The sequence below is a fragment of the Haloarchaeobius lipolyticus genome, from assembly GCF_051208015.1.
Classification (GTDB): Archaea; Halobacteriota; Halobacteria; order Halobacteriales; family Natrialbaceae; genus Haloarchaeobius.
On record NZ_JBPKGF010000001.1, the window covers coordinates 324,782 to 344,881 of the forward strand.

Below are 20,100 nucleotides of genomic sequence, written 5' to 3' on the forward strand. Positions count from 1 at the left end.
GAACACGTCTGCGAGAGGATTGGCTCCCCGCACACCGGCAGAAGTGCAACCGAATCCGGTTACGAAAGAGCCTACTTGTTCTCACTATCAGTTACGCACATGCCGAGCAGGCGCCAGCTCCTGGGCTCGCTGGGTGGGGTCGCGGCGGGAGGCGTCGCAGGTGCGTCCCTCGCGGTGACCGAGGAGTCGGCGGAACAGCCGACGGCGTTGGTCGCGGGCTCGTTGCTCACGGTCGCCACCGAGACGCCCGGCGCGACGGTCGAGGCACACGGGTCCGCAACCGTCCACAACCTGGTCGTCGACGGGCTCCGAGAGCCCGACGTGGTCGCACTCGCGGACCCTGTCTTGTTCGACGGAATCGCCGACGAGTACACCCTGTTCGCCACGAATGCGCTCGTGCTCACCTACGACCCGACCTCGGACCACGCGGAGACCATCGCGGCCGACTGGCGCTCGGCCTGCCGGCGCGCCGAGGTCCGCGTCGGCCGGACGGACCCGATGCGTGACCCGCTTGGCTACCGAACCGTGATGGCCCTGGAGCTGGACGACGAGCTGGACCCGGCCGCCGTCCTCCCGCGAACCCGGACGTTCGCGGAGACGGGGCTGTCGAACGCGCTCGAAGCCGGTGGCATCGACGCCGCGTTCACCTACCGGAACATGGCGGTCGAACGGGACCTCCCGTACGTCGACCTCCCGACATCTATCGATTTCTCCGACCCGGCAATGGCCGACGAGTACGCACGGGCGAGCTACGACATCGGCGGCCGAACCGTCCGTGGGGCGCCCGTACGGTACGGCATCGCGGCGATGACCGACGGCGGGTCGACCTGGCTGGCGTCGCTCACCGGAGCGAGGGCTCGCCTCCGGACGGCCGGGTTCGAGGTTCCGGGCTCGTATCCCCGGATGGCGGGTATGCAGTCGGGAGATCGGGGATGACCGCCGGCTTCGGAGGCAGTGAACGGCAGACGACCAACCGCCACGTCGACCGGCGCGTTTATGCGCTCCGCTCTCACGTATCCCGACATGACGCTGGCGGAAACGACCAGGGCGGCGGCGGACGACCATCCATTCCTCGTCGAGGCGCTCCGTGCCGGGGTGGTGAACTACTCCGCGGCGGCGCGGTTCCTCGAGGTGGACGGTGAGGCCGAGGCGGTCGCGACGGCCCTCCGACGGTACGCTGAATCACTCCCGGCGTACGAACCGACTGCGCGGGACGTGCGTGTGACGATGGAGAGCGGACTCGGCCGCGTCTCTCCCGACGATGCCGAGGAGCCGCTGCTCCGCGTCGGCGACGCGACCTTCGGGTCGGCGAGCGGCGGGGGCGAGACGGCGATACTCGCGACGGGCTCGGTCGACGCGTCGCTCTGCCGGCGCGCGCTCGGGCGGCTCGAGACGGCCGACGTGTCGGTGGTGGCGATGGGATTCACCGAAGACGTGCTCGTCGTCCTCGTCTCCCGGCTGGACGCGGCGAACGCGGTTCGAGCGGTCGAGACGGCCGCCGCTTCCGTACCGACGGCATAACCGGGGCGCTGCCGTGCCGACGGCGTAACGTTGCCCGGAGGCCGGCGCCGTGCGGCGGCTGTGTGGCGTGCGACCCTGGCGCGGTTGCGACGCGACTGACTCGCCACCGCATCGATTAAAAGGGCTCACGCGGAAAAAACGGGTAATGACCCTGTACGTGTCGAACACGCTGACGGGTGAGAAGGAGGCCTTCGAGCCGCAGGACCCCGACGACGTCTTGCTCTACTACTGTGGCCTCACCGTCTCCGACCCCGCCCACCTCGGCCACGCCCGCGGCTGGGTACACGTCGACGTGATGCATCGGTGGCTGGAACAGCTCGGCTACGGCGTCCGACACGTCGAGAACTTCACCGACGTGAACGAGAAGATCGTCGCACGTGCGGGCGACCCGGAACTCGGCGAGGACGAGGCTGCCGTCGCCGAACACTACATCCAGGACGTGCTCGACGACATGCGCGGACTGAACCTCAAGCGGGCCGAGGTCTACCCGCGCGTCACCGAACACATTCCGGAGATCATCGACCTCATCGAGACGCTCGTCGAGAAGGACTACGCCTACGAGTCGAACGGCTCGGTCTACTTCGACGTCACGAAGTTCGACGATTACGGCAAACTATCCGGCCAGCAGGTCGACGAGATAGAGGAGCAGGGCGACCCCGACGAGCTCGCGGAGAAGCGCCACCCGGCCGACTTCGCGCTCTGGAAGGCCGACGGCGTCAAGCCGGAAGCGGTGCGCGAGCACCGGAAGGAGGGCCACCCGCTGGGCGAGGACGACTGCCCCAGCGGCCAGACCTGGGACTCGCCGTGGGGCGAGGGCCGACCGGGCTGGCACATCGAGTGCTCGGCGATGTCGATGACCCACCTCGACTCGTCCATCGACATCCACGTCGGCGGGATGGACCTCGTCTTCCCGCACCACGAGAACGAGGTCGCCCAGAGCGAGGCGGCGAGCGGCGAGCAGTTCGCCAAGTACTGGCTGCACGTCCGTCTGCTCGAGACGAAGGCCGAGAAGATGTCCTCCAGTCTCGGGAACTTCACGACCGTCGCGGACCTCCTCCGTGAGGACGGGCCGAACGTCACCCGGATGTTCCTGCTCTCGACGGCGTACCACAACAAGGCGGTTTTCTCGGACGAGACGCTGAACGAGGCGCGCGAGCGCTGGGAGCGGCTGGAACGCGGCTACCGGGCCGCCGTCGAGGCCTGCGACTCGGTCGACGCCCGGACGAAAGTCACCGACCGAACCTTCCGCTCGACCCTCGAACGTGTCCGCCGCGAGTTCCGCGAGGGCATGAACGACGACTTCAACACGCGCGAGGCGACGACGGCCCTGCTCGAGCTCGCGAGCGCGGTCAATCGACACCTCGACGACCGCGACGAGTTCGACTATCGTGGTCTCAACGATGCCATCGACACGTTCGAGGAACTGGGCGGGACGGTACTCGGCTTCCAGTTCGGCGCGGAGACCGGCGGACAGGTCGAACTTGCGGACGACGTCATCCAGCTCGTCCTCGACGTCCGCGAGGCAGAGCGTGACGCCGGCAACTACGAGCGGGCCGACGACCTGCGCGACGAACTCGAGGCACTGGGCGTGACGGTCGAGGACGGGGACGACGGCGTCAGCTTCCACTACTGACGGCCGCGGGTGTCGCTGCTGGCTGGAGGCTTCGACGCCGGCTGGCGTTTCGGTACACCACCAACTTCGGGCTTCGCGCCGGTACACTACAGATCGTCTCCAATCAGCCTGCACACCGTACTGCTCCGTCCGGACCTGGAGAAAGACGCCGGAGGACGCCGTTCCGCCCGTCGACGATTCGGGCAAGTTTTTGTATCGTGACGGCTGACGGGGGGATATGGAACTGAACCGCCGTGCGTTGCTCGCGAGCACAGCGACCGGTATCGCCGCCTCCGCTGGCTGCATGGGCCTGCTCTCCGGCGACGCGGAGTTCGCCGCGGAGGTCGCGGTTGCCAACGAGTCGGTTGCGAGTTCGAACAACTACGTCAAACAGCAAGAGAAAGAACAGGTTATCGAGAAGACGTTCTCCGCGGCCGGCCAGGAGAAGACGGTGTCGGTCACGAACTGGATCACCCAGTACAACAAGACGCTCGACCTCCCCGTCCTGAAGAACCAGAAGGCGGGCGTGTTCGCCGTCGTCTCCACGCCGAAGGTCGAGGTTCTCGGCCAGTCGTTCAACCCCATCAAGGACTGGGAGCCGAAGAAGACCGCCCAGACGCTACAGAAACAGTACGAGGGCTTCTCCATCGGGAAGGAGGTCGGCTCCGGCGAGATACAGGTCCTCGGCTCGTCGACGTCGATGTCGAAGTTCGAGGGGACGGCCACGCTCGCCGGCCAGTCCGTCGACGTCTACGTGATGATCGCGCAGGCGGTCGATCACGGGAGCGACTTCGTCCTCTCGCTCGGTGTCTATCCCCAGCAGACGGACGAGGAGGGAACGATAACCGAGCTGATGAAGACAGTCGAACACCCGGCCTGAGACGCCGCACTCTCTCTGCGGTCAGTAGCCGACGGTCGCGTCGCGGACCACGATACGTTCGTCGTTCTCGGCACTGACCTCGTGTAGCGAGACGTGCAGGAACGTGATCGGCGGCGGGAAGAGGCCGTCTTCGAGTTCGAGCGAGGGCTCGACGGTCTCGAGAGCCGGGTCGTAGACGAGTTCGGCGGACTGTTCGACGTTCGTCGGGCCACCGATGATGGCACCTTCGACGTACGCGCTCCCGCTGACGATGCAGACGTCCCAGCCTTCGCAGCTCGACTCGCTCGAAAGTGCTGCCTCGTTCGGCTCATCCTCGCCGACGGCTGGCTCGTCGCGAGGTGCGTAGATGGTCCCGTAGAACTTCGTGCTCCCACCACCACCGGTTATGGCGACCTGCATGTCCGACGTTCCGTATATCTGCAGCCGAGAGGCGTCACCCGCGATGCCCGCCTGACCGTTTCGCATTCCGAAGTTCCCGTTCGTGTAGACGCGGAACACGTGGTCGTCGGTCGGATTTCGGATGTCGATGTCCGCCCCGTCGAGGGAGATACTGCCGTTGAGGATGAGCGTCACGTTCCCGTCGGCGAGGTCGACCTTGACGTCGTTGCTGGAGAGGTCGATGTCCTCGTCGATGTAGTACGTGCTCCCGTTCCCGAGCGTGTTGTACGCCGGATTGACCGACGGGAGCGAGCTGTTGTTCCGGGCGGCTTCGACCTTCAACTCGATAGCCGGGTCGAGTTCGTACAGCCCGGACTCGAGGTTCGGTATCTGTGGGCCGGTGATGACGCCGGCACCGTCGACGTCGATGTCTCCCTCCGCACGGACCGGTCCGTCTATCTGGGCGTTGCCGTTCCGGACGACGATGTCGCCGTCGTCGCCACCGGTGGCGAAGACGCCCTGGGCGAACCGCCCGTTGACGATGGGACGTCCGAGCTTCACGATGACCGTCTCGTTGGCCTCGTCGACGGAGACGGCCATGTCGCTGGTCTGTTCACGGAAGTACTGCGCCCAGCCGCCGTAGTACTCGCTCTGTATCTCGACGGTCACGAGTTCGCCCTTAACGTAGCCGACCTCGTTGAGTGGCGCCTTCGTCGACCGCTTCTTCAGCGTGACGACGCCGTTATCGAAGCGTTCGTCTCCCGAGAGAATCGGGATGGGCAGGTTCAACGTGCCGTCCTGGTACCGGAACTGCGGCGACGAGACCATCACCGCGTTGGCACCGGTCCCGCGCCAGATGCCGCCAGCCTGGTAGGCGTAGACGGTCTCACCGCGACGGTACTCGATGGAGCCGAACGACTCGTTTGCGATATCCACGTTCTCGGTGTAGACTTCGATGTGCCCGGTGTTCTCGCGCTGGATGGAGCCCTCGCTGGTCGCGGTATCGAAGTCGATGCGTTCGTTCGAGCCCTGGCCGAGGGCGACGGAGTTGACGTCCTTCCCCAGCGCGACGAACGACCGCTCGACCCGCTCGTCCGTCGCCTTGTCAGTCTGTCGTTCGAGTGCCATCCCGCCGAGCATCACGATAGACACCGTTCCCACGGTGACGATTCCGACGAGTAGCACGACCGCCAGCAGCGGTGTGACTCCTCTCGCGTCCTGTACCCGGCGACGGCCGCCCCACGCCCGCGAGCTGTCTCCCCCCTTCTCAGGGAGACGGTTCATGACGCAGAGGTTGTCATACAGTTATAAATAGAGAACGGATGTGTTCTCGATACCAGAACATTCATCGTTCTGAATATATCGATGATTTTCTCATCAAATAGGAGAATAAATTCAGCAGAATCGAGTATACAGTCTTTCGAAGCCGCACCACAATCTTGTCAATATAAATATGTTGGGGCCACAAAGTATTCATTTGGAACCGCTATCTGGCGACCCGCCGCCAGTATAAGGATTGTGGCCACTGGTCACGATGCTGTCCTGCGAAACCGGGGACCGACGCGTCCCCGAGGACGATGTTCCCCGAGCTGAGTGGGCCTCGCCGAAGCCACGTTCTGCTGGATGAGCACCCGCCGCCGGTTGCGGTGGCTCCCGCGACGAGCCACCCACGTTCACACGCGGTCGGGGACAGAAGCAGAGCCGACGGAATTTCGACGGTCGGACGGTGACCCGACCCGTCACCACGCGCTACAGCGGAGCGGGTTTTCTCGTCCTCAGCGTTCGGTCCACTCCGGTTCTCGGTCCTCGAGGAACGCGTCGATACCCTCGTTCTTGTCGTCGCCGGCGAACAGCAGCGCGAACAGTTCGGCCTCATACTCGATGCCCTCCTCGAGCCCCATCCGGGAGCCGGCCTTGACGGCCTTCTTCCCGATCTCCAGTGCGAGCGGCGACTTCGTCGCCATCTTCCCGGCGAGGTCGTATACGCGGTCGTCCAGGTCGTCGGGATCGCACACCTCGTCGACGAGCCCGATGTCGGCGGCTTCTTCGGCGTCGATGAGTTCACCGGAGAGGATGAGCCGCATCGCCTGCCCCTCTCCCACGAGACGGGGCAGTCGCTGCGTGGCGCCACCGCCCGGGATGATGCCGAGGTTGATCTCCGGCTGGCCGAGCTTCGCGCCAGCCTGTGCGATGCGCACGTCGCAGCCGAGCGCGAGTTCGGAGCCGCCACCGAGACAGTGGCCGTTGATTCGAGCGATGACCGGCTTCTCCAGGTCGTCGACGTGCTCGTAGACGCGCGGGCGCTTCGAGGCGTCGCGCTGTTCGATCGCGTCGCGCTCGCGCAGTTCCTTCACGTCCGCCCCGGCGACGAAGGCGCTGGACTCGTCGGAGCCGGTAAGTACCACGACGCGAACCTCGGGGTCGTCCTCGACCGCGTCGAGCACCGACTTCAGTTCGCGACGGAGCTGGCCGTTGAGGGCGTTCCGCGCGTCCGGCCGGTCGAGCGTCACGGTCGCGACGCCCTCGGCGCGGTCACCGACCGCGAGCGAGACGAGCTCGAAGTCGGCTGCGACTGCCGTGGCGTCGGTGCCGTCGTCGCTCATTCGTCGTCACCCCAGTCGCCGGACGTGCCGACGATTTCGCCGTCCTCCCAGACGTAGAAGCCCTCGCCCGTCTTCTTACCGAGCTTTCCGGCGCGGACCTTCTGCTTCAGCAGCTGCGGCGGGCGGAATCGCTCGCCCAGCTCCTCGCGGAGGTACTCGAGGATGTGGAGACGCACGTCCAGGCCGACCACGTCGCCCAGCTCGATGGGTCCCATCGGGTAGTTGTAGCCGAGTTCCATCGTGGTGTCGATGTCCTGAGGTGAGGCGACGCCCTCCTCAAGCATCCGGATGGCCTCGACGCCCAACGCGACGCCCAGCCGGGACGAGGCGAAGCCGGCCGAATCCTTGACCGTCACCGGCTCGCGGTCGATGCCTTCGACGAACTCCTCAGCGAACGCGATGGTCTCGTCGCTGGCCTGTTCGGGCGCGACGATCTCGACCAGCTGCATCAGGTGAACCGGATTGAAGAAGTGAAGTCCGACGGCGCGCTCGTCGTGCTCCAGCACGCTGGCTATCTCGGTGACCGAGAGCGAGGAGGTGTTCGAGGCGATGATGGTGTCGTCGTCGACGGATTCCTCGACCGAGTCGAAGGTCTCCTTCTTCAGGCTCATCTCCTCTGGCACCGCCTCGATGACGATGTCGGCACCCGAGACGGCCTCCGAGAGGTCGACGGCGGTCTCGATCCGCGAGAGCGCGGCCTCCATCTCGTCGGCCGTGACCTTGTCGCGGTCGACGCCCCCCTGTAGGTTCGACCGGATGCTCTCGAGACCGGCGTCGGCGAACTCCTGTTCGATGTCACGCATCGTCACCTCGTGGCCAGCCATCGCACAGACCTGTGTGATTCCGTGACCCATCGTCCCTGCGCCGAGTACGCATACTTGCATACCACAACGCGCACGGCCGAGGTGGTAAACGTTGTCTGTTCGTACGATATTGCCTGCTTTCGGTCCAGGCGGCGATAGCCGCCGTCACCGGGAGCAGGACTCACTCGTGTGCCGGGTCGAACAGCCAGAGTTCGTTCGGGTGGTGCGGGCCGTCTTCGCCGATAAGCACTCGACCATCGGGTAGCACAACGACGTTATCGGGTCCCCAGAAGGTCTTTCGGGAGCCGACGACGGCGGGGTCGATGCGGGCGACGTCGAACGACCCGTCGAGTTCGGCACAATACAGCGCTCCCTGCTCCACCTCCTGCAACCGGACGTCGTCACGAGGCGTCGCGTATGCGCCAGCGACCTCGTTCCCGAGCATCGTCCCTCGAACCGACGAGACTGCGAGGAAGAGGAAGTCCCCCGGTTCCGCTCCCGGTCGAACGTTCACGCCTTCGAGTTTGTGCCACTCCGCGGTGGCTCCCGCGGCCTGTGCCGCGCGCCTGGACTCGAGGAATGCGACCCGGTCGTCGGACGCGTCTCCGCGTGCCCACGCCGCTATCTCACCGCGACCGATGTAGCGAGACGCCGTCGGTCTGCGGTCGTACTCGGCGACCCAGCGGGCGACGTCGGCTTCCCGCCCGTGTGCGAGTTCGACCCAGGAGACGTCGAAGCCGGCACGGCCGGGGTCCCTCTCCTCGTCCTGCGTGAGCTTCGCGGCGTACAGCATCCCCGAAGCGAGGTCTCCCGGCCGGTCCGCGACGAACTTGAACAGGACGCTCGCGGTGCCGTCGTCGGTCAGGTAGACCGTGCGCCGGTCGGGCATGACGACCGCGTTCTCGTGCGAGAACCGTCCCATGGCGAAGCGCCGGACGAACCGGGGCGTCGGCGCGAGCGGTGCCGTCACCTCGACGATCCAGCCGTACCGGTACGGGTTCCCCTCGCGTCCGAGGTACCGGTTCACCAGCTGGTGGCTGTTCTTGTAGGATACCCCCCGTGCCCACTGGCCCGCGTCGGGTTCGTACTCCTCGGAGAGCAGCGGCGTCCCCCACGGCGAGACCGTGCCGAAGCAGGGGTTCCAGATACCGTCGACCGGACGCAGGTCGAGGTTCTCGCTCCGGACGACCGACCACGGTCCGTCTACACCACCCCCGTCACGGCGGAGTTCCAGCCGGCTGACGGCACCGGGAATGTGCTCCCACGCCGTGAACAGGTGGCCCTCGCTCTCGCTACCCGGGAGCGGGACGAACCCGTTGAAGTCCGGCTTGCTCCCGTCTGTCAGCTCGGCCCCCGTCGGGTCGGTCGTGATGCCCAGCCGCTCGCCGGTGGTCGTCGGGTCGCCGCCGTTGGCGAGGACCCGATGCGTCCCGAACTTCGTGCGGAACGTGCGCCGTCCGATGCTGGTCCACGTCGGCGGCAGGCTGTCGAAGTCGGTCGGTAGGCTCCGCACGTCGACACCCTCGAACACACCGATTCCGCCCCGGTCGTACGGCGGCGCGTTTCCGCCGTCTGGATGGGCGACGTTACAGAACAGCGTCCCGTCGTCGGTGAGGAACAGACCGGTGAACTCCGCGCCGGCGACGGTCGTGGCGACTCGCCGAACCGCCCCGTTCGGACAGTCCAGTCTCGTGAGCCGCCCACCCAGGGCCCGGCCGCCCGCACCGAGTGCGAGCGCCGACGCGCCGACGAGCGAGAGGCTCTGCCGGCGCGTGAGTTCCTTTCGCATGGTCACGAGAGATAGGAACCCGGCGGTGATTACCTCGCGGAGAGGTCGTCACCACCCGGGAACGTCGTACCTACCAGCGAACGTGGAGAAAGCAGGTTTCGCGGCGATAGTTGGTAGGTTGAGAGTTCCGTCCGTACGCTATCTCGCGACGTGGCAGTGACGTGCAGTTCGAATCACGCTCACGCCCGTCCGGCGACACGCCGGGTCAGTTCTCCGGGCGAATCTTTCGGCCGTACCGCGTCACGCCTTCCTGCGTGTAGATTCGCCGAATCGTCGTCTCGACCGCGTCCCCGACGGAGACGGCCCCGGGTACCGCGTCGGTCACCTGCGCCGGCATGCTCACCGACCCGCCGTTCGGCCCGTCCAGTGAGACGATGGCGACGGCGAAGTCGCCCGACTTCGCCTGTTGCTCGGCGAACTCCGGCGGGGCGCCACCCTGTGAGATTGTGGTGACGGCTTCGACGGTTCCCGTGCCTGGGAGTTCCACCGGGTCGAACTCGTCGCGCGAGCCGCAGTCCCGGCAGGCACCCTCCGGCGGGAAGTTCAGCGAGTCGCACGCGGGACAACGACCGGCTTCGAGCCGGTAGCGCTGCGGGATGGTCCGTCGCCAGGAGGGGACCGAGACGTAGGCGCCCCCGCCCGACGGCGGCCCCGAGGTGACCTCGCCGCGCTGGCGAAGGTACTCGGCGTAGCTGAGCGGTGCGTCTCCGTCGAGCCGGATGGAGTGGGGGAGTCCCACCTCGCTCTCGATGATGAACGCGTCGGCGCTGCCACCGCTCCCGTATCCGACCCCGAGGACGGTCTCGTTGTCGTCGGTCGAGAGCGCCTCGACGAGTCCGAGCGGGACGCTCGCGGCGCCCGTGTCGCCGAGTTCGGAGACCGTCTCGACGGCCGCGATAGCCTCGGAGTCGACACCGATGTCGCCGGCTGCCCGGTACGGAAGCCGTCCATCGGGTGCCTGGACTGCGGCGACGTCCGGTTCGTGGTCGGCGAGCTGGTCGACCGCGCCGGCCACGACACCGCGGAACGCCTGCCGGTCGTAGTTCGTCACGTCGAGGCCCTCGACACGGCTGCTTCCTTGCTCGCGGAAGCGAGTACCGGGATACGGTTCAGAGTAGGTCGCCCGGTCGACCACCTGCGCCGGCCCGTCGGCCGCGAGGACGAAGGCTGCGGCCCCTGCGCCTGCGGCGTGGTCCGTGGACGAGTCGAGGTCACCCGCCGGACAGTCCGCCGCGACGACGAGTCCGATGCCGCCGTCGAGGTCGGCGTCGAGGGCCGTCGTCAGGGCGCGGGTCCCAGCACGGGTGCTTCCCGAGAAGAGGTGTCGTTCCGCCGTCTCGGGGACGCCGAGCATCGCACCGAGTCGGGCGGTGAGGTCCTCCTCCTCGAGCGGCGGCGTCGACGTGGCGAGCGCGAGGAACGAGATCTCGCTCCCGGGCGTCTTGTCGGCTCGGAGGACGTCCCGTGCGGCCTCGGCTGCCATCGTCAGGGCGTCTTCGTCGGCGCCTGGAACCGCCTTCCGGTCGATACCGCTCGCTTCGAAGCGGCCCCACGCCTGTTGGAACTCGTCCGCCGTGATACGGAAGCGGGGGGCGTACGCCGCGACGGCACGGATACCGGGTGCCATCAGGCCAGCACCTCCGTCTCTCGCTCGAAGAGGTGGACGACCGCCGCGCCGCCGCTCCCGCCGACGTTGTGGGTCAGGCCACGGGTCGCCCCCTCGACCTGTCGGTCGCCCGCCGCGTGTGTGAGCTGTTTGAACGCTTCGACGACCTGGCCAGCCCCCGTCGCGCCGATGGGGTGGCCCTTCGATTTGAGTCCGCCGGAGGTGTTGACGACGACCTCGCCGCCGTAGTCCGTCGCCCCCGACTCGACCAGCGTGCCGCTCTCACCCGGCTCGCAGAAGCCGAGGTCCTCGTAGGCCATCAGCTCGGCGATGGCGAAGCAGTCGTGGACCTCCGCGAAGTCGAGGTCGGCGGGGGAGACGCCGGCCATCTCGTAGGCGGTCTCCGCGGCGGAGACCGTCGCGGGCACGTTGACGTAGCTGTCGCGCTGGAAGAGCCCGACGTGGTCCGAGGCTGCACCGACTCCGGCGACGCGGACCCGTTCCTCGGTGAAGTCGCCGACGACGTCCTCGCTGGCGATTATCGCACAGGCAGCCCCGTCCGTGGTCGGACAGCAGTGGTAGAGCGTCAGGGGGTCGGCCACGGTCGGCGCGTTGCTCGCGTCCTCCAGCGAGCACTCGAACCCGAGCTGGGCGTCCGCGTTCATCGCGCCGTGTGAGTGGTTCTTGACGGCGACGTGGGAGAGCTGGTCCGTCGTGGTCCCGTACTCGGCCATGTGGGCGCTGGCCATCTGTGCGTAGACGCCGGCGAAGGTCGTCCCGGAGAGCCGCTCCCACTCCGTCTCGCCGGAGACGCCGAGCCAGTACTTCGTCGCGTCGCTCGAGGCGTCCGTCATTATCTCGACCCCGCCCGCGAGCACTACGTCGGCCATTCCCGACTTCACGGCCTGGACCGCCTGTCGAACCGCGTAGCCGGATGCCGCACAGGCGTTCTCGACCCGGGTCGTCGGTATCCCGTGGAGACCGACGTGTTCGGTGACGGCGGGACCGGAGAGGCCGAGCTGCCGGCCACCTACCCCGAGTGTGCCGACGACCGCCTCGTCGAAGTCGTCGGCGTCGATACCTCGCTCGACGCTGTCGACGGCGGCGTCGAACGCCGTCTCGAACAGCGAGCGGTAGCTCTCGTCGGGGAACGAGCCGAAGGGCGACTGACCCGCGCCGACGACGTACGCTTCGCGCATATATCACACTGTGCGGGGCGGGCGACGAAATAAGTGGGTGACGCGGATGCGAGCTGTGAACGCTTCCCGTGTCGGGCGTGAACTACAAGCGTACTCGTCTCATGGGTCCGGTCATGAGCACGGACCGCGTCACCGTCTCCCTCGACGAAGACGCCCGCGCAGCCCTCGAAGACCTCACCTCACGGACGGGACGGGGCCAGAGCGAACTCGTCAGACGGGCGCTGACGTTCTACGCCGCCAACTTCCAGGCGGCGACGACCGACGCGAGCGAGAAGCTCGAAGACTACCACAAGATGCTTACCGGGGGCGAGCACGTCCTCCTCGACGTCGACTTCCTGCATTGCTTCCTCGATTACGTCTCCGACGGCGAAGGCGACCCCGACCCTGAGTTCCTCGACCGGGCCGACGCCGTCTCGGACTACCACGCCCGCGAGTACGATGGCGAGTTCGCGAGCCTCGACGAGGTTCTCGAGTGGCTCTCGCTCTGCGGGTTCCTCTCGGTCCGGCGGAGCGACGAGAACCGCTATCACGTCGTCTTCCCCTCCGAGGAGATCCGTTGGTTCATGACGCGGTTCATCGAGCGGAGCGTCGTCGACCTCCCGTTCGACATCGACATCGAGGAGGGATTCACGAAGGTGATGATAACGGAGTACGTCGACGACGGCCAGTGAGACGGGGGAGGAACCGACAACGGCCAGTGAGACGGGGGAGGGACCGACAACGGCCAGTGAGACGGCTGGGCGACAGTCGACCGGCGGTACCCCGAAGGGCGTGCCGGGACGTCGGTGGCCCTACTCGGCGCGGGGGTCGCTGACGAATTCGAAGAGCTGGCTCGAATCGTGAACCATCTCGACGTAGCCCCGGTATTCCAGTTCGTCGACGCGGTTGAAGATGCTCGTCTCGCTGAACGGTGTCTGGCTGGCGACGTTCCCCACGGTCGATAGCCCCCAGGGGTTCCCGGTACCCCGTTCCTCCTGTAGGTGGTCGAGAATCACCGCGTCGGCTTCCCGCAACGTGAAATCGTCCATGAACTGTTAATCGCGTTGGTAATGTAAAGTACCTGGGATTTGAACGTCGGCCTTAGAGACACCCCGCTCGCTGGCCGGCACCAGCAGTCCGGTGAGGCGATTCATACGAGTTCACACTCGTTCATACTGGGTGCGCAGAATCGCCGGCAGACGTGTTACTGGGTAACAATAGACTATATGGTGCCCTGTCTCATGAAAACGAGTGGCATGACGGGAGACCGTAGATTCGCAGACGAACTCAGACGGCGGCGGTTCCTCCGCTACGCGGGGGCGCTCGGGGTGGGTGGCCTCGCAGGCTGTCTGAACCAGGGAGAGCTCCAGGGAGAGACCAGCAACGGTGGCGACGACGGCGGTGACGGCGGCTCCGGTGGCGGCGGTGGAGGCGGCGGCGGTGACGACGGTGGCGACAGCGGCGGGGACAGCGGCAGCAGCGAACCCATCACCGTCGGTGTGACCATCCCGTTCAGCGGCGATCTCAGCGACTTCGGTGAGCCGATGCTGAACGCGATGAAGATGGCCCAGAAGGACATCAACGACGCCGGTGGCCCACTCGGCCGGAAGATAGAGCTGGTCGACGGCGACACGGGGACCGACTCGACCCAGGGCGTGAACGCGGCCAACAAGGCCGTCAACACGGACGGCGCGAAGTGCATCATCGGCGCGGTCTCCTCGGGCGTCACCATCTCCATCGCGAATTCGGTGACCATCCCGAACGAGATACTCCACATCACGTCGGCGTCGTCCTCGCCGACCATCAGTACACTCGACGACGACGACTACGTGTTCCGGACCCGGACGAACGACCGGTTCGTGGCGAAGGTGATGGCGCGAATCATCGAGGAGCAGGGCGCGTCCTCGGCCGCCGTCATCTACGTCAACAACGACTTCGGGAAGGCGCTGTCCGACACGTTCGAGTCGAACTTCTCGGGCACGACCACGGCGACGGTCGGCTACCAGTCCGGTCAGTCGAGCTATCAGCAGGTGCTCTCGAAGGCGTTCGCCGACGACCCCGAGTTCGTCGCGTTCGCGGGCTATCCCGAGAGCGGGACGACGATGCTCAGCCAGTGGAACGAGGGCGGCTACGGCGGCAACTGGGTCCTGCACACCAGCCTCCTCTCCGAGGACGTCATCTCGAACGTCGGCGCTGACGTGATGGACGGGATGTTCGGCGTGCGGACGAAGCCGCCGACGGGCGACGCCACGGAGTCGTTCGTCTCCGACTACGAGTCGAAGTACCCCGACGCCGACGTGTTCTCGCCCTACTCGTGGAACTCCTACGACGCGCTCGTCTCGTACGCGCTCGCCGTCCACGCCGCGGGTACCGACGACCCGTCGAAGGTCAAAGAGCAGATGCGTGCCGTCTCGAACGCCCCCGGCGAGAAGGTCGGCTACGCGGGCTTCGGAGAGGGCACGGCGAAGCTCGATTCGGACACCGAGATAGACTACAGCGGACCGAGCGGGACCGTCGACTACGACGACAACGGCGACGTGGCCAGCGACATGGTCATCGTCCAGGTCGCAGACGGGACGTTCGAGGACCAGACCGTCATCCCGGCGGACGAACTCGTCTGACCACACCGGCATCCCGATTTTCGATACGATGAACCAGCAGATGCACCCACCGAACACCGACCGGACAGTAATGCATTCCGAAGACCAGGAAGCAGACGACTCGACGGGGGGAACGACGTGACCGAGGACGCCAGAGTCGGCGTCGACATCGGCGGGACGTTCACCGACCTCGTCACCATCCGGAACGGCACCGTCGAGGTACTGAAGACGCCCTCGACCCCCTCGAATCCGGACCAGGGCGTCATCGACGGTCTCGATGCGGTCGCCGAGCGGGACGGCGTCGACCCCGGCGCGGTCGACTTCCTCGGCCACGGGACGACCGTCGCGACGAACGCCGTCCTCGAGGGGACCTGGGCCGACACCGCGCTCGTGACGACGGCGGGCTTTCGGGACGTGCTCGAGATCGGCCGTCAGGCCCGCCCCGACATCTACGATTTCCAGGTTGAGAAGCCCGAACCGGTCGTCGGCCGCGACAGGCGATTCGAGGTCAGCGAACGGCTCGACGAACGTGGCAACGTCCTGCTCGAACTCGACGAACACGACGTCTGTGACATCGTGACCGAGCTGCAAGCGACGGACGTCGAGTCCGTCGCCGTCAGCCTGCTCTACTCGTTCGAGAACGACCAGCACGAACGGCGCATCCACGACTTGCTCGACGAACACCTCGACTGTTCGTTCTCGCTCTCCTCTCGGGTTCTCCCCGAGATACGGGAGTACGAACGGACCCTGACGACGTCGCTCAACGCGGCTCTCAAGCCGGTGATGGACCGCTACATCGGCCGGCTCGAACAGCGGGTCGTCGACCGCGGCGTCGGTGCGGACCTGAAGATCATGCAGTCGAACGGCGGCATCATTACGGCGGAGTCCGCCCGGGACCGGCCCGTGAACACGCTGCTCTCGGGGCCCGCGGCTGGCGTCCAGGGTGCGACGTACGTCGCCGGGCTGGCGGGAATCGACGACCTCGTGACGATGGACATGGGCGGCACCTCCTGCGACGTCTCGCTCGTCCAGGGCGGCGACCCGCTCGTCTCGACCGACGTGACCGTCGGCGACTACACCGTCTCCGTGCCGATGATAGACGTCCACACAGTCGGTGCCGGCGGTGGCTCCATCGCATGGATAGACGCCGGGGGTGCACTCCGCGTCGGCCCCCGCTCTGCCGGTGCGGAGCCGGGTCCGGTCTGCTACGGTCGCGGCGGCACGCGACCCACAATCACGGACGCACACGCCCTGCTCGGCCGCATCGACCCGTCGAACTTCGTCTCGGGCGAGTTCGACACCACGGACCGGGCGGTCCGCGACGCCGTCTCCGAACACGTCGCGGACCCGCTGGAGATGGACGTCGAGGCCGCCGCACAGGGCATCCTCGACGTCGCGAACGCCAACATGGCTCGGGCACTCCGGGTCGTCTCGGTCGAACGCGGCTACGACCCCCGGGACTTCGGCCTCGTCGCCTTCGGCGGCGCGGGACCGCTGCACGCCTGCACGCTCGCCGCGGAGCTCGGCATCCCGCGCGTGGTCGTCCCCCGGTCCGCAGGCGTCCTCTCGGCGCTCGGGCTGCTCATCAGCGACATCCTCTACGACCACAGTACCTCGAAGGTGCGGCCGTGGAGTGAGGTAACGCCCGAGACGCTGACCGAGACGTTCGAGACCTTCAGCGAACGCGGAGAGGACCAGCTCGCCGACGCGGACATCGAGTCCGGCCAGATGGCGTTCGAACGCTCGGTCGACATGCGCTACGCCGGCCAGTCGTTCGACCTGTCGGTCCCGCTTCCGGGCGGCGAGATAACGGACGCGATGCTCCAGACCGTCGTCGACCGGTTCCACGAGGCTCACCGACAGCGCTACGGCCACGCCTACGAGGACGAACCGGTCGAACTCGTCACGGTCAGACTGCGCGCCCGGGGTGTCGTGGAGACGCCCGACCTCCGGCCCGACCCCGTGGGTGGGACGGTCGACGACGCGGTCACGGAGACCCGCGCCGTGGTCTACGACGGCGAGGAACACGCGACGCCGATCTACGACCGGACGAAGCTCCCGACGGACGGGTCGTTCGACGGCCCGGCAATCGTCGAGGGGACGGAGAGTACCGTGGTCGTCCACCCCGGCCAGTCGGCCGAGGTCGACGAGTACGGCACGCTGCTCGTGGAGGTGAACCAATGACGATAGACTCGGTAACGCTCGAAGTCGTCCGCAACGCCTGTATCGCCATCGCGGAGGAGATGAACGCGAACCTCATCCGCACCGGCTACTCGCCGAACATCAAAGAGCGCCGGGACTGCTCCTGTGCCCTGTTCGACGACGACGCCGAGATGATCGCCCAGGCGGAGAACATGCCGGTCCACCTCGGCGCGATGCCGTTCTCGGTCAAGGCGGCTATCGACCGGTTCCCGCCGGAGACGCTCTCGCCGGGCGACGCCATCCTGCTCAACGACCCGTTCTACGGCGGCGCACACCTGCCCGACCTGACGCTGGTGACGCCCATCTTCGCGGGCCCCGACGGCAGCCCGGTCGACCCCGGAACCGACACGGAAGACCGAGAACTGGTCGCCTTCGCCGCGAACCGCGCCCACCACGCCGACGTGGGCGGCTCGCAGGCCGGAAGCGTCGCGGCCGACTCGACCGAGATCTATCAGGAGGGAATCCGTATCCCGCCTGTCAAACTGTTCGTCGGCGGCGAAGCGAACGAGGCCATCTTCGACATGATACTGTCGAACGTCCGGACGCCCGACGAGCGTCGGGGTGACCTCCGGGCGCAGGAAGCCGCGAACCAGACAGGCACCCGGCGGTTCCTCGAACTCGTCGAGAAGTACGGCCAGGAGACGCTCACCGAGGCGCTCGCGGAGGTAAAGGACTACTCGGAACGCCGGATGCGAGCCGAGATCCGCGACCTCGACGACGGCACGTACGCCTTCGCGGACATGCTCGACGACGACGGCTGTGGCAACGAGGAGCTGCCCATCGAGGCCGAAGTCACCATCGAGGGCGACCACGTCACGGTCGACTTCGAGGGTTCGGCGCCACAGACCGACGGCCCGGTCAACGCCGTCTTCGCGGTCACTGCCTCCGCGACCTACTACGCGGTCCGCTGCGTGACCGACCCGGACATCCCGCCGAACCACGGCTGCTACCGGCCCATCACTGTCGACGCGCCGTCTGGTACCATCGTCAACCCCGAACCGCCGGCCGCGGTCGTCGGCGGCAACCTGGAGACGAGCCAGCGCGTCACGGACGCCGTGCTCGGCGCGCTCGCCAAGGAGTCGCCGGAACGCGTGACCGCGGCCGGACAGGGGACGATGAACAACATCACCTTCGGCGGGACCGACCCGCGCGACGGCTCACCCTACGCGTTCTACGAGACGCAAGGCGGCGGATTCGGCGGCCGGAGCGGCAAGGACGGGATGGACGGCGTCCACGTCCACATGAGCAACACCATGAACACGCCGGTCGAGGTGCTCGAGACCGCGTACCCCCTCCGGGTCACCCGGTACCAGCTCCGACCGGACTCCGGCGGTGCTGGCGAGTTCCGCGGCGGTCTCGGCCTCCGGCGGGACATCCAGGTCCGCGACCACGAGGCGCGGTTCAGCCTGCTCGCCGACCGCCACCGCCACCAGCCATACGGGCTGGCCGGCGGCGGTCCCGGGGAGTGCGGTGCCGCGTACCTCCAGACCGACGGGGAGTCGAGACGGCTCCCGCAGAAGTCGACTCACAGCCTGCCGCCGGGTGCGACCGTCAGCATCCGGACACCCGGGGCTGGCGGCTACGGCGACCCGGCGGACCGGAATCCGGCCGCCATCGAGCGCGACCTGCGGCTCGGGAAGGTCTCGGCGGACGCGGCGCGTGAACAGTACGGCTACGAAGCGACCGACGAGTCCGACCGGCTCGCCGGTGTGGCGACCGGTGAATCGAGCGCCGATACGGAGGGAAGCGATGCGGAATGAGCGTCCCGGCTCGCCGGCACCGCTTCGCACCGCATCTGCTCGTGGCGAGCGTCGGCTACGTCCTGTTCACGTTCGCCGCCCTGCCGGACCTGTTGACCACCCGACTCGGCATCGGCCTCTCGGCGTTCGGCCTGCTGATGAGCGCACCGCTGACTTCGTTCGTGGTCGTTCAGTGGCCGGCCGGCTGGCTCCTCTCGCGGTTCGACGCGAGTCGAATACTGCTGGCAGCTGGAACGGTGCAGGCGCTGCTCGGACTGACGTTCGACACGCCGGTGCCGTACCTGCCGATGCTCGCGCTCAGGGCCGCCTGGGGGCTCGCTGGCGGGCTGGTGCTCACCGCGGGGTCGACCCACGTCTCCCGGTCGTTCGCCGGAGACTCGGCGACCCGACAGCAGGGCGTCTACGGCGGCCTGCTCACGCTGGGCGGCGCAATCGGGTTCACGCTCGCGCCCTGGCTGGCGAGGGCCGGGCTCCCGTTGCACCTGCCGGGCGCGCTGCTCGCGGTTCCGGCACTCGCGCTCTTCGCGACCGCTCCAGCGAGCGGTGCGTCCACGACGGACCGGCCGGACGGGAGTCCGTCGCAGGTCGCCACCGACTCGACCGTCCTGCTCGCCGCACTGTGCTACGTCGCCGTCATCGGCTCGTACATCACGCTGTCGACGTTCGTGACGGCGTACCTCGCGGACGTGGGCGTGGTCGGGCCGCTCTCTGCGCTCGTCCTCGCGACGGCGACGCTCGGGCGGGTGGCCGGCGGCGAGTCCGTCTGGCGCGCCCCGGTGAGCAACGCGGGGCTGGTCGGCGGTTCCGCGGTCCTGGCCGCGACGGGCTTCGCGGCGCTGGCGGTCGTCTCGAACCGGACCGCGCTCGTCGTGCTCCCGTTCGCCGTCATGTTCGCCGTCTCGCTTCCGTTCGGGGCGATTCTGGACGAAGCCTCGCGAGCGACCAGCTCCGCGGGGGCCGCCATCGCGACGGTGGTCGCGGCCGGCAACGTCGCCGCGCTCGTGCTCCCGCCCGTGACCGGCGCCCTCCGGGAGACGACCGGGAGCTACGCCGGCGCGTTCGGCCTGCTCGCGCTCTTGAACTGTCTCGCGGTAGCCGCCGCGTGGCGGTTGCACGGGGCGAGCCGCACTCCGGGGAACCGGCGACCGTCGGAGGAGAGGAGGTGAGC

General features: G+C 67.4%; 16 protein-coding genes. 9 read left to right on the top strand and 7 right to left on the bottom strand.

Features of this window, described 5'->3' with window-relative positions; all coding sequences use genetic code 11:
- The first annotated feature begins 99 nt into the window (after positions 1 to 99).
- The 4 genes from ACSC1Y_RS01800 (at position 100) to ACSC1Y_RS01815 (ending at position 4,013) form a co-directional block, all read left to right on the top strand.
- Positions 100 to 936, top strand: a complete 837-nt coding sequence (locus tag ACSC1Y_RS01800; protein WP_435332869.1) for an extracellular solute-binding protein — start codon at positions 100 to 102, stop codon at positions 934 to 936.
- A gap of 87 nt (positions 937 to 1,023) precedes the next feature.
- Positions 1,024 to 1,521, top strand: coding sequence for a DUF7523 family protein (locus ACSC1Y_RS01805; RefSeq protein ID WP_435332870.1), 498 nt, complete (start codon positions 1,024 to 1,026; stop codon positions 1,519 to 1,521).
- A gap of 145 nt (positions 1,522 to 1,666) precedes the next feature.
- Entirely contained in the window at positions 1,667 to 3,154 is a 1,488-nt protein-coding gene (cysS, locus tag ACSC1Y_RS01810) for a cysteine--tRNA ligase (protein ID WP_435332871.1), read from the top strand.
- 217 nt (positions 3,155 to 3,371) lie between these two features.
- The gene (locus ACSC1Y_RS01815) at positions 3,372 to 4,013 is read left to right on the top strand and encodes a DUF6517 family protein (protein WP_435332872.1); all 642 of its coding nucleotides are present in this window, start codon (positions 3,372 to 3,374) and stop codon (positions 4,011 to 4,013) included.
- 21 nt (positions 4,014 to 4,034) lie between these two features.
- Here the strand turns inward: ACSC1Y_RS01815 and ACSC1Y_RS01820 are convergent, their stop codons facing one another.
- The 6 genes from ACSC1Y_RS01820 to ACSC1Y_RS01845 form a co-directional block, all read right to left on the bottom strand.
- Positions 4,035 to 5,675 carry a DUF7289 family protein gene (locus ACSC1Y_RS01820; RefSeq protein ID WP_435332873.1) on the bottom strand — a complete coding sequence of 547 codons (1,641 nt, stop codon included), beginning with the start codon at positions 5,673 to 5,675 and terminating at the stop codon, positions 4,035 to 4,037.
- A gap of 491 nt (positions 5,676 to 6,166) precedes the next feature.
- Entirely contained in the window at positions 6,167 to 6,994 is an 828-nt protein-coding gene (locus tag ACSC1Y_RS01825; protein WP_435332874.1) for an enoyl-CoA hydratase/isomerase family protein, read from the bottom strand.
- Positions 6,991 to 7,878 (bottom strand): 3-hydroxyacyl-CoA dehydrogenase family protein, encoded by an 888-nt coding sequence (locus tag ACSC1Y_RS01830; RefSeq protein ID WP_435332875.1) that lies wholly within the window; start codon positions 7,876 to 7,878, stop codon positions 6,991 to 6,993. The genes ACSC1Y_RS01825 and ACSC1Y_RS01830 overlap by 4 nt, the downstream gene beginning before the upstream one ends.
- 100 nt (positions 7,879 to 7,978) lie before the next feature.
- Positions 7,979 to 9,586 (bottom strand): alkaline phosphatase PhoX, encoded by a 1,608-nt coding sequence (locus ACSC1Y_RS01835; RefSeq protein ID WP_435332876.1) that lies wholly within the window; start codon positions 9,584 to 9,586, stop codon positions 7,979 to 7,981.
- A gap of 205 nt (positions 9,587 to 9,791) precedes the next feature.
- On the bottom strand, positions 9,792 to 11,213 hold the full coding sequence (locus ACSC1Y_RS01840; RefSeq protein WP_435332878.1) for a zinc ribbon domain-containing protein: 1,422 nt from the start codon (positions 11,211 to 11,213) through the stop codon (positions 9,792 to 9,794).
- On the bottom strand, positions 11,213 to 12,391 hold the full coding sequence (locus ACSC1Y_RS01845; protein WP_435332880.1) for a thiolase domain-containing protein: 1,179 nt from the start codon (positions 12,389 to 12,391) through the stop codon (positions 11,213 to 11,215). Before ACSC1Y_RS01845 ends, ACSC1Y_RS01840 begins: the two co-directional genes overlap by 1 nt.
- Positions 12,392 to 12,504: 113 nt before the next feature.
- Here ACSC1Y_RS01845 and ACSC1Y_RS01850 point away from each other — a divergent pair, with 113 nt between their 5' ends.
- Positions 12,505 to 13,062 carry a ribbon-helix-helix protein, CopG family gene (locus ACSC1Y_RS01850; protein ID WP_435332882.1) on the top strand — a complete coding sequence of 186 codons (558 nt, stop codon included), beginning with the start codon at positions 12,505 to 12,507 and terminating at the stop codon, positions 13,060 to 13,062.
- Positions 13,063 to 13,182: 120 nt separating this feature from the next.
- Here ACSC1Y_RS01850 and ACSC1Y_RS01855 read toward each other — a convergent pair whose 3' ends face one another.
- Positions 13,183 to 13,419, bottom strand: a complete 237-nt coding sequence (locus ACSC1Y_RS01855) for an ArsR family transcriptional regulator (protein ID WP_435332884.1) — start codon at positions 13,417 to 13,419, stop codon at positions 13,183 to 13,185.
- 207 nt (positions 13,420 to 13,626) lie between these two features.
- Between ACSC1Y_RS01855 and ACSC1Y_RS01860 the strand changes: the two genes are divergently transcribed.
- The 4 genes from ACSC1Y_RS01860 (at position 13,627) to ACSC1Y_RS01875 (ending at position 20,098) form a co-directional block, all read left to right on the top strand.
- Positions 13,627 to 14,991: an ABC transporter substrate-binding protein gene (locus ACSC1Y_RS01860; protein WP_435332885.1), complete on the top strand. Its 1,365-nt coding sequence runs from the start codon at positions 13,627 to 13,629 to the stop codon at positions 14,989 to 14,991.
- A 117-nt stretch (positions 14,992 to 15,108) separates the two neighbouring features.
- On the top strand, positions 15,109 to 17,154 hold the full coding sequence (locus ACSC1Y_RS01865; RefSeq protein WP_435332887.1) for a hydantoinase/oxoprolinase family protein: 2,046 nt from the start codon (positions 15,109 to 15,111) through the stop codon (positions 17,152 to 17,154).
- A complete protein-coding gene (locus tag ACSC1Y_RS01870; protein WP_435332889.1) occupies positions 17,151 to 18,932 on the top strand; it encodes a hydantoinase B/oxoprolinase family protein in 1,782 nt (593 codons plus the stop codon). The genes ACSC1Y_RS01865 and ACSC1Y_RS01870 overlap by 4 nt, the downstream gene beginning before the upstream one ends.
- Positions 18,929 to 20,098, top strand: a complete 1,170-nt coding sequence (locus ACSC1Y_RS01875) for an MFS transporter (RefSeq protein WP_435332890.1) — start codon at positions 18,929 to 18,931, stop codon at positions 20,096 to 20,098. Before ACSC1Y_RS01870 ends, ACSC1Y_RS01875 begins: the two co-directional genes overlap by 4 nt.
- Positions 20,099 to 20,100 lie beyond the last annotated feature (2 nt).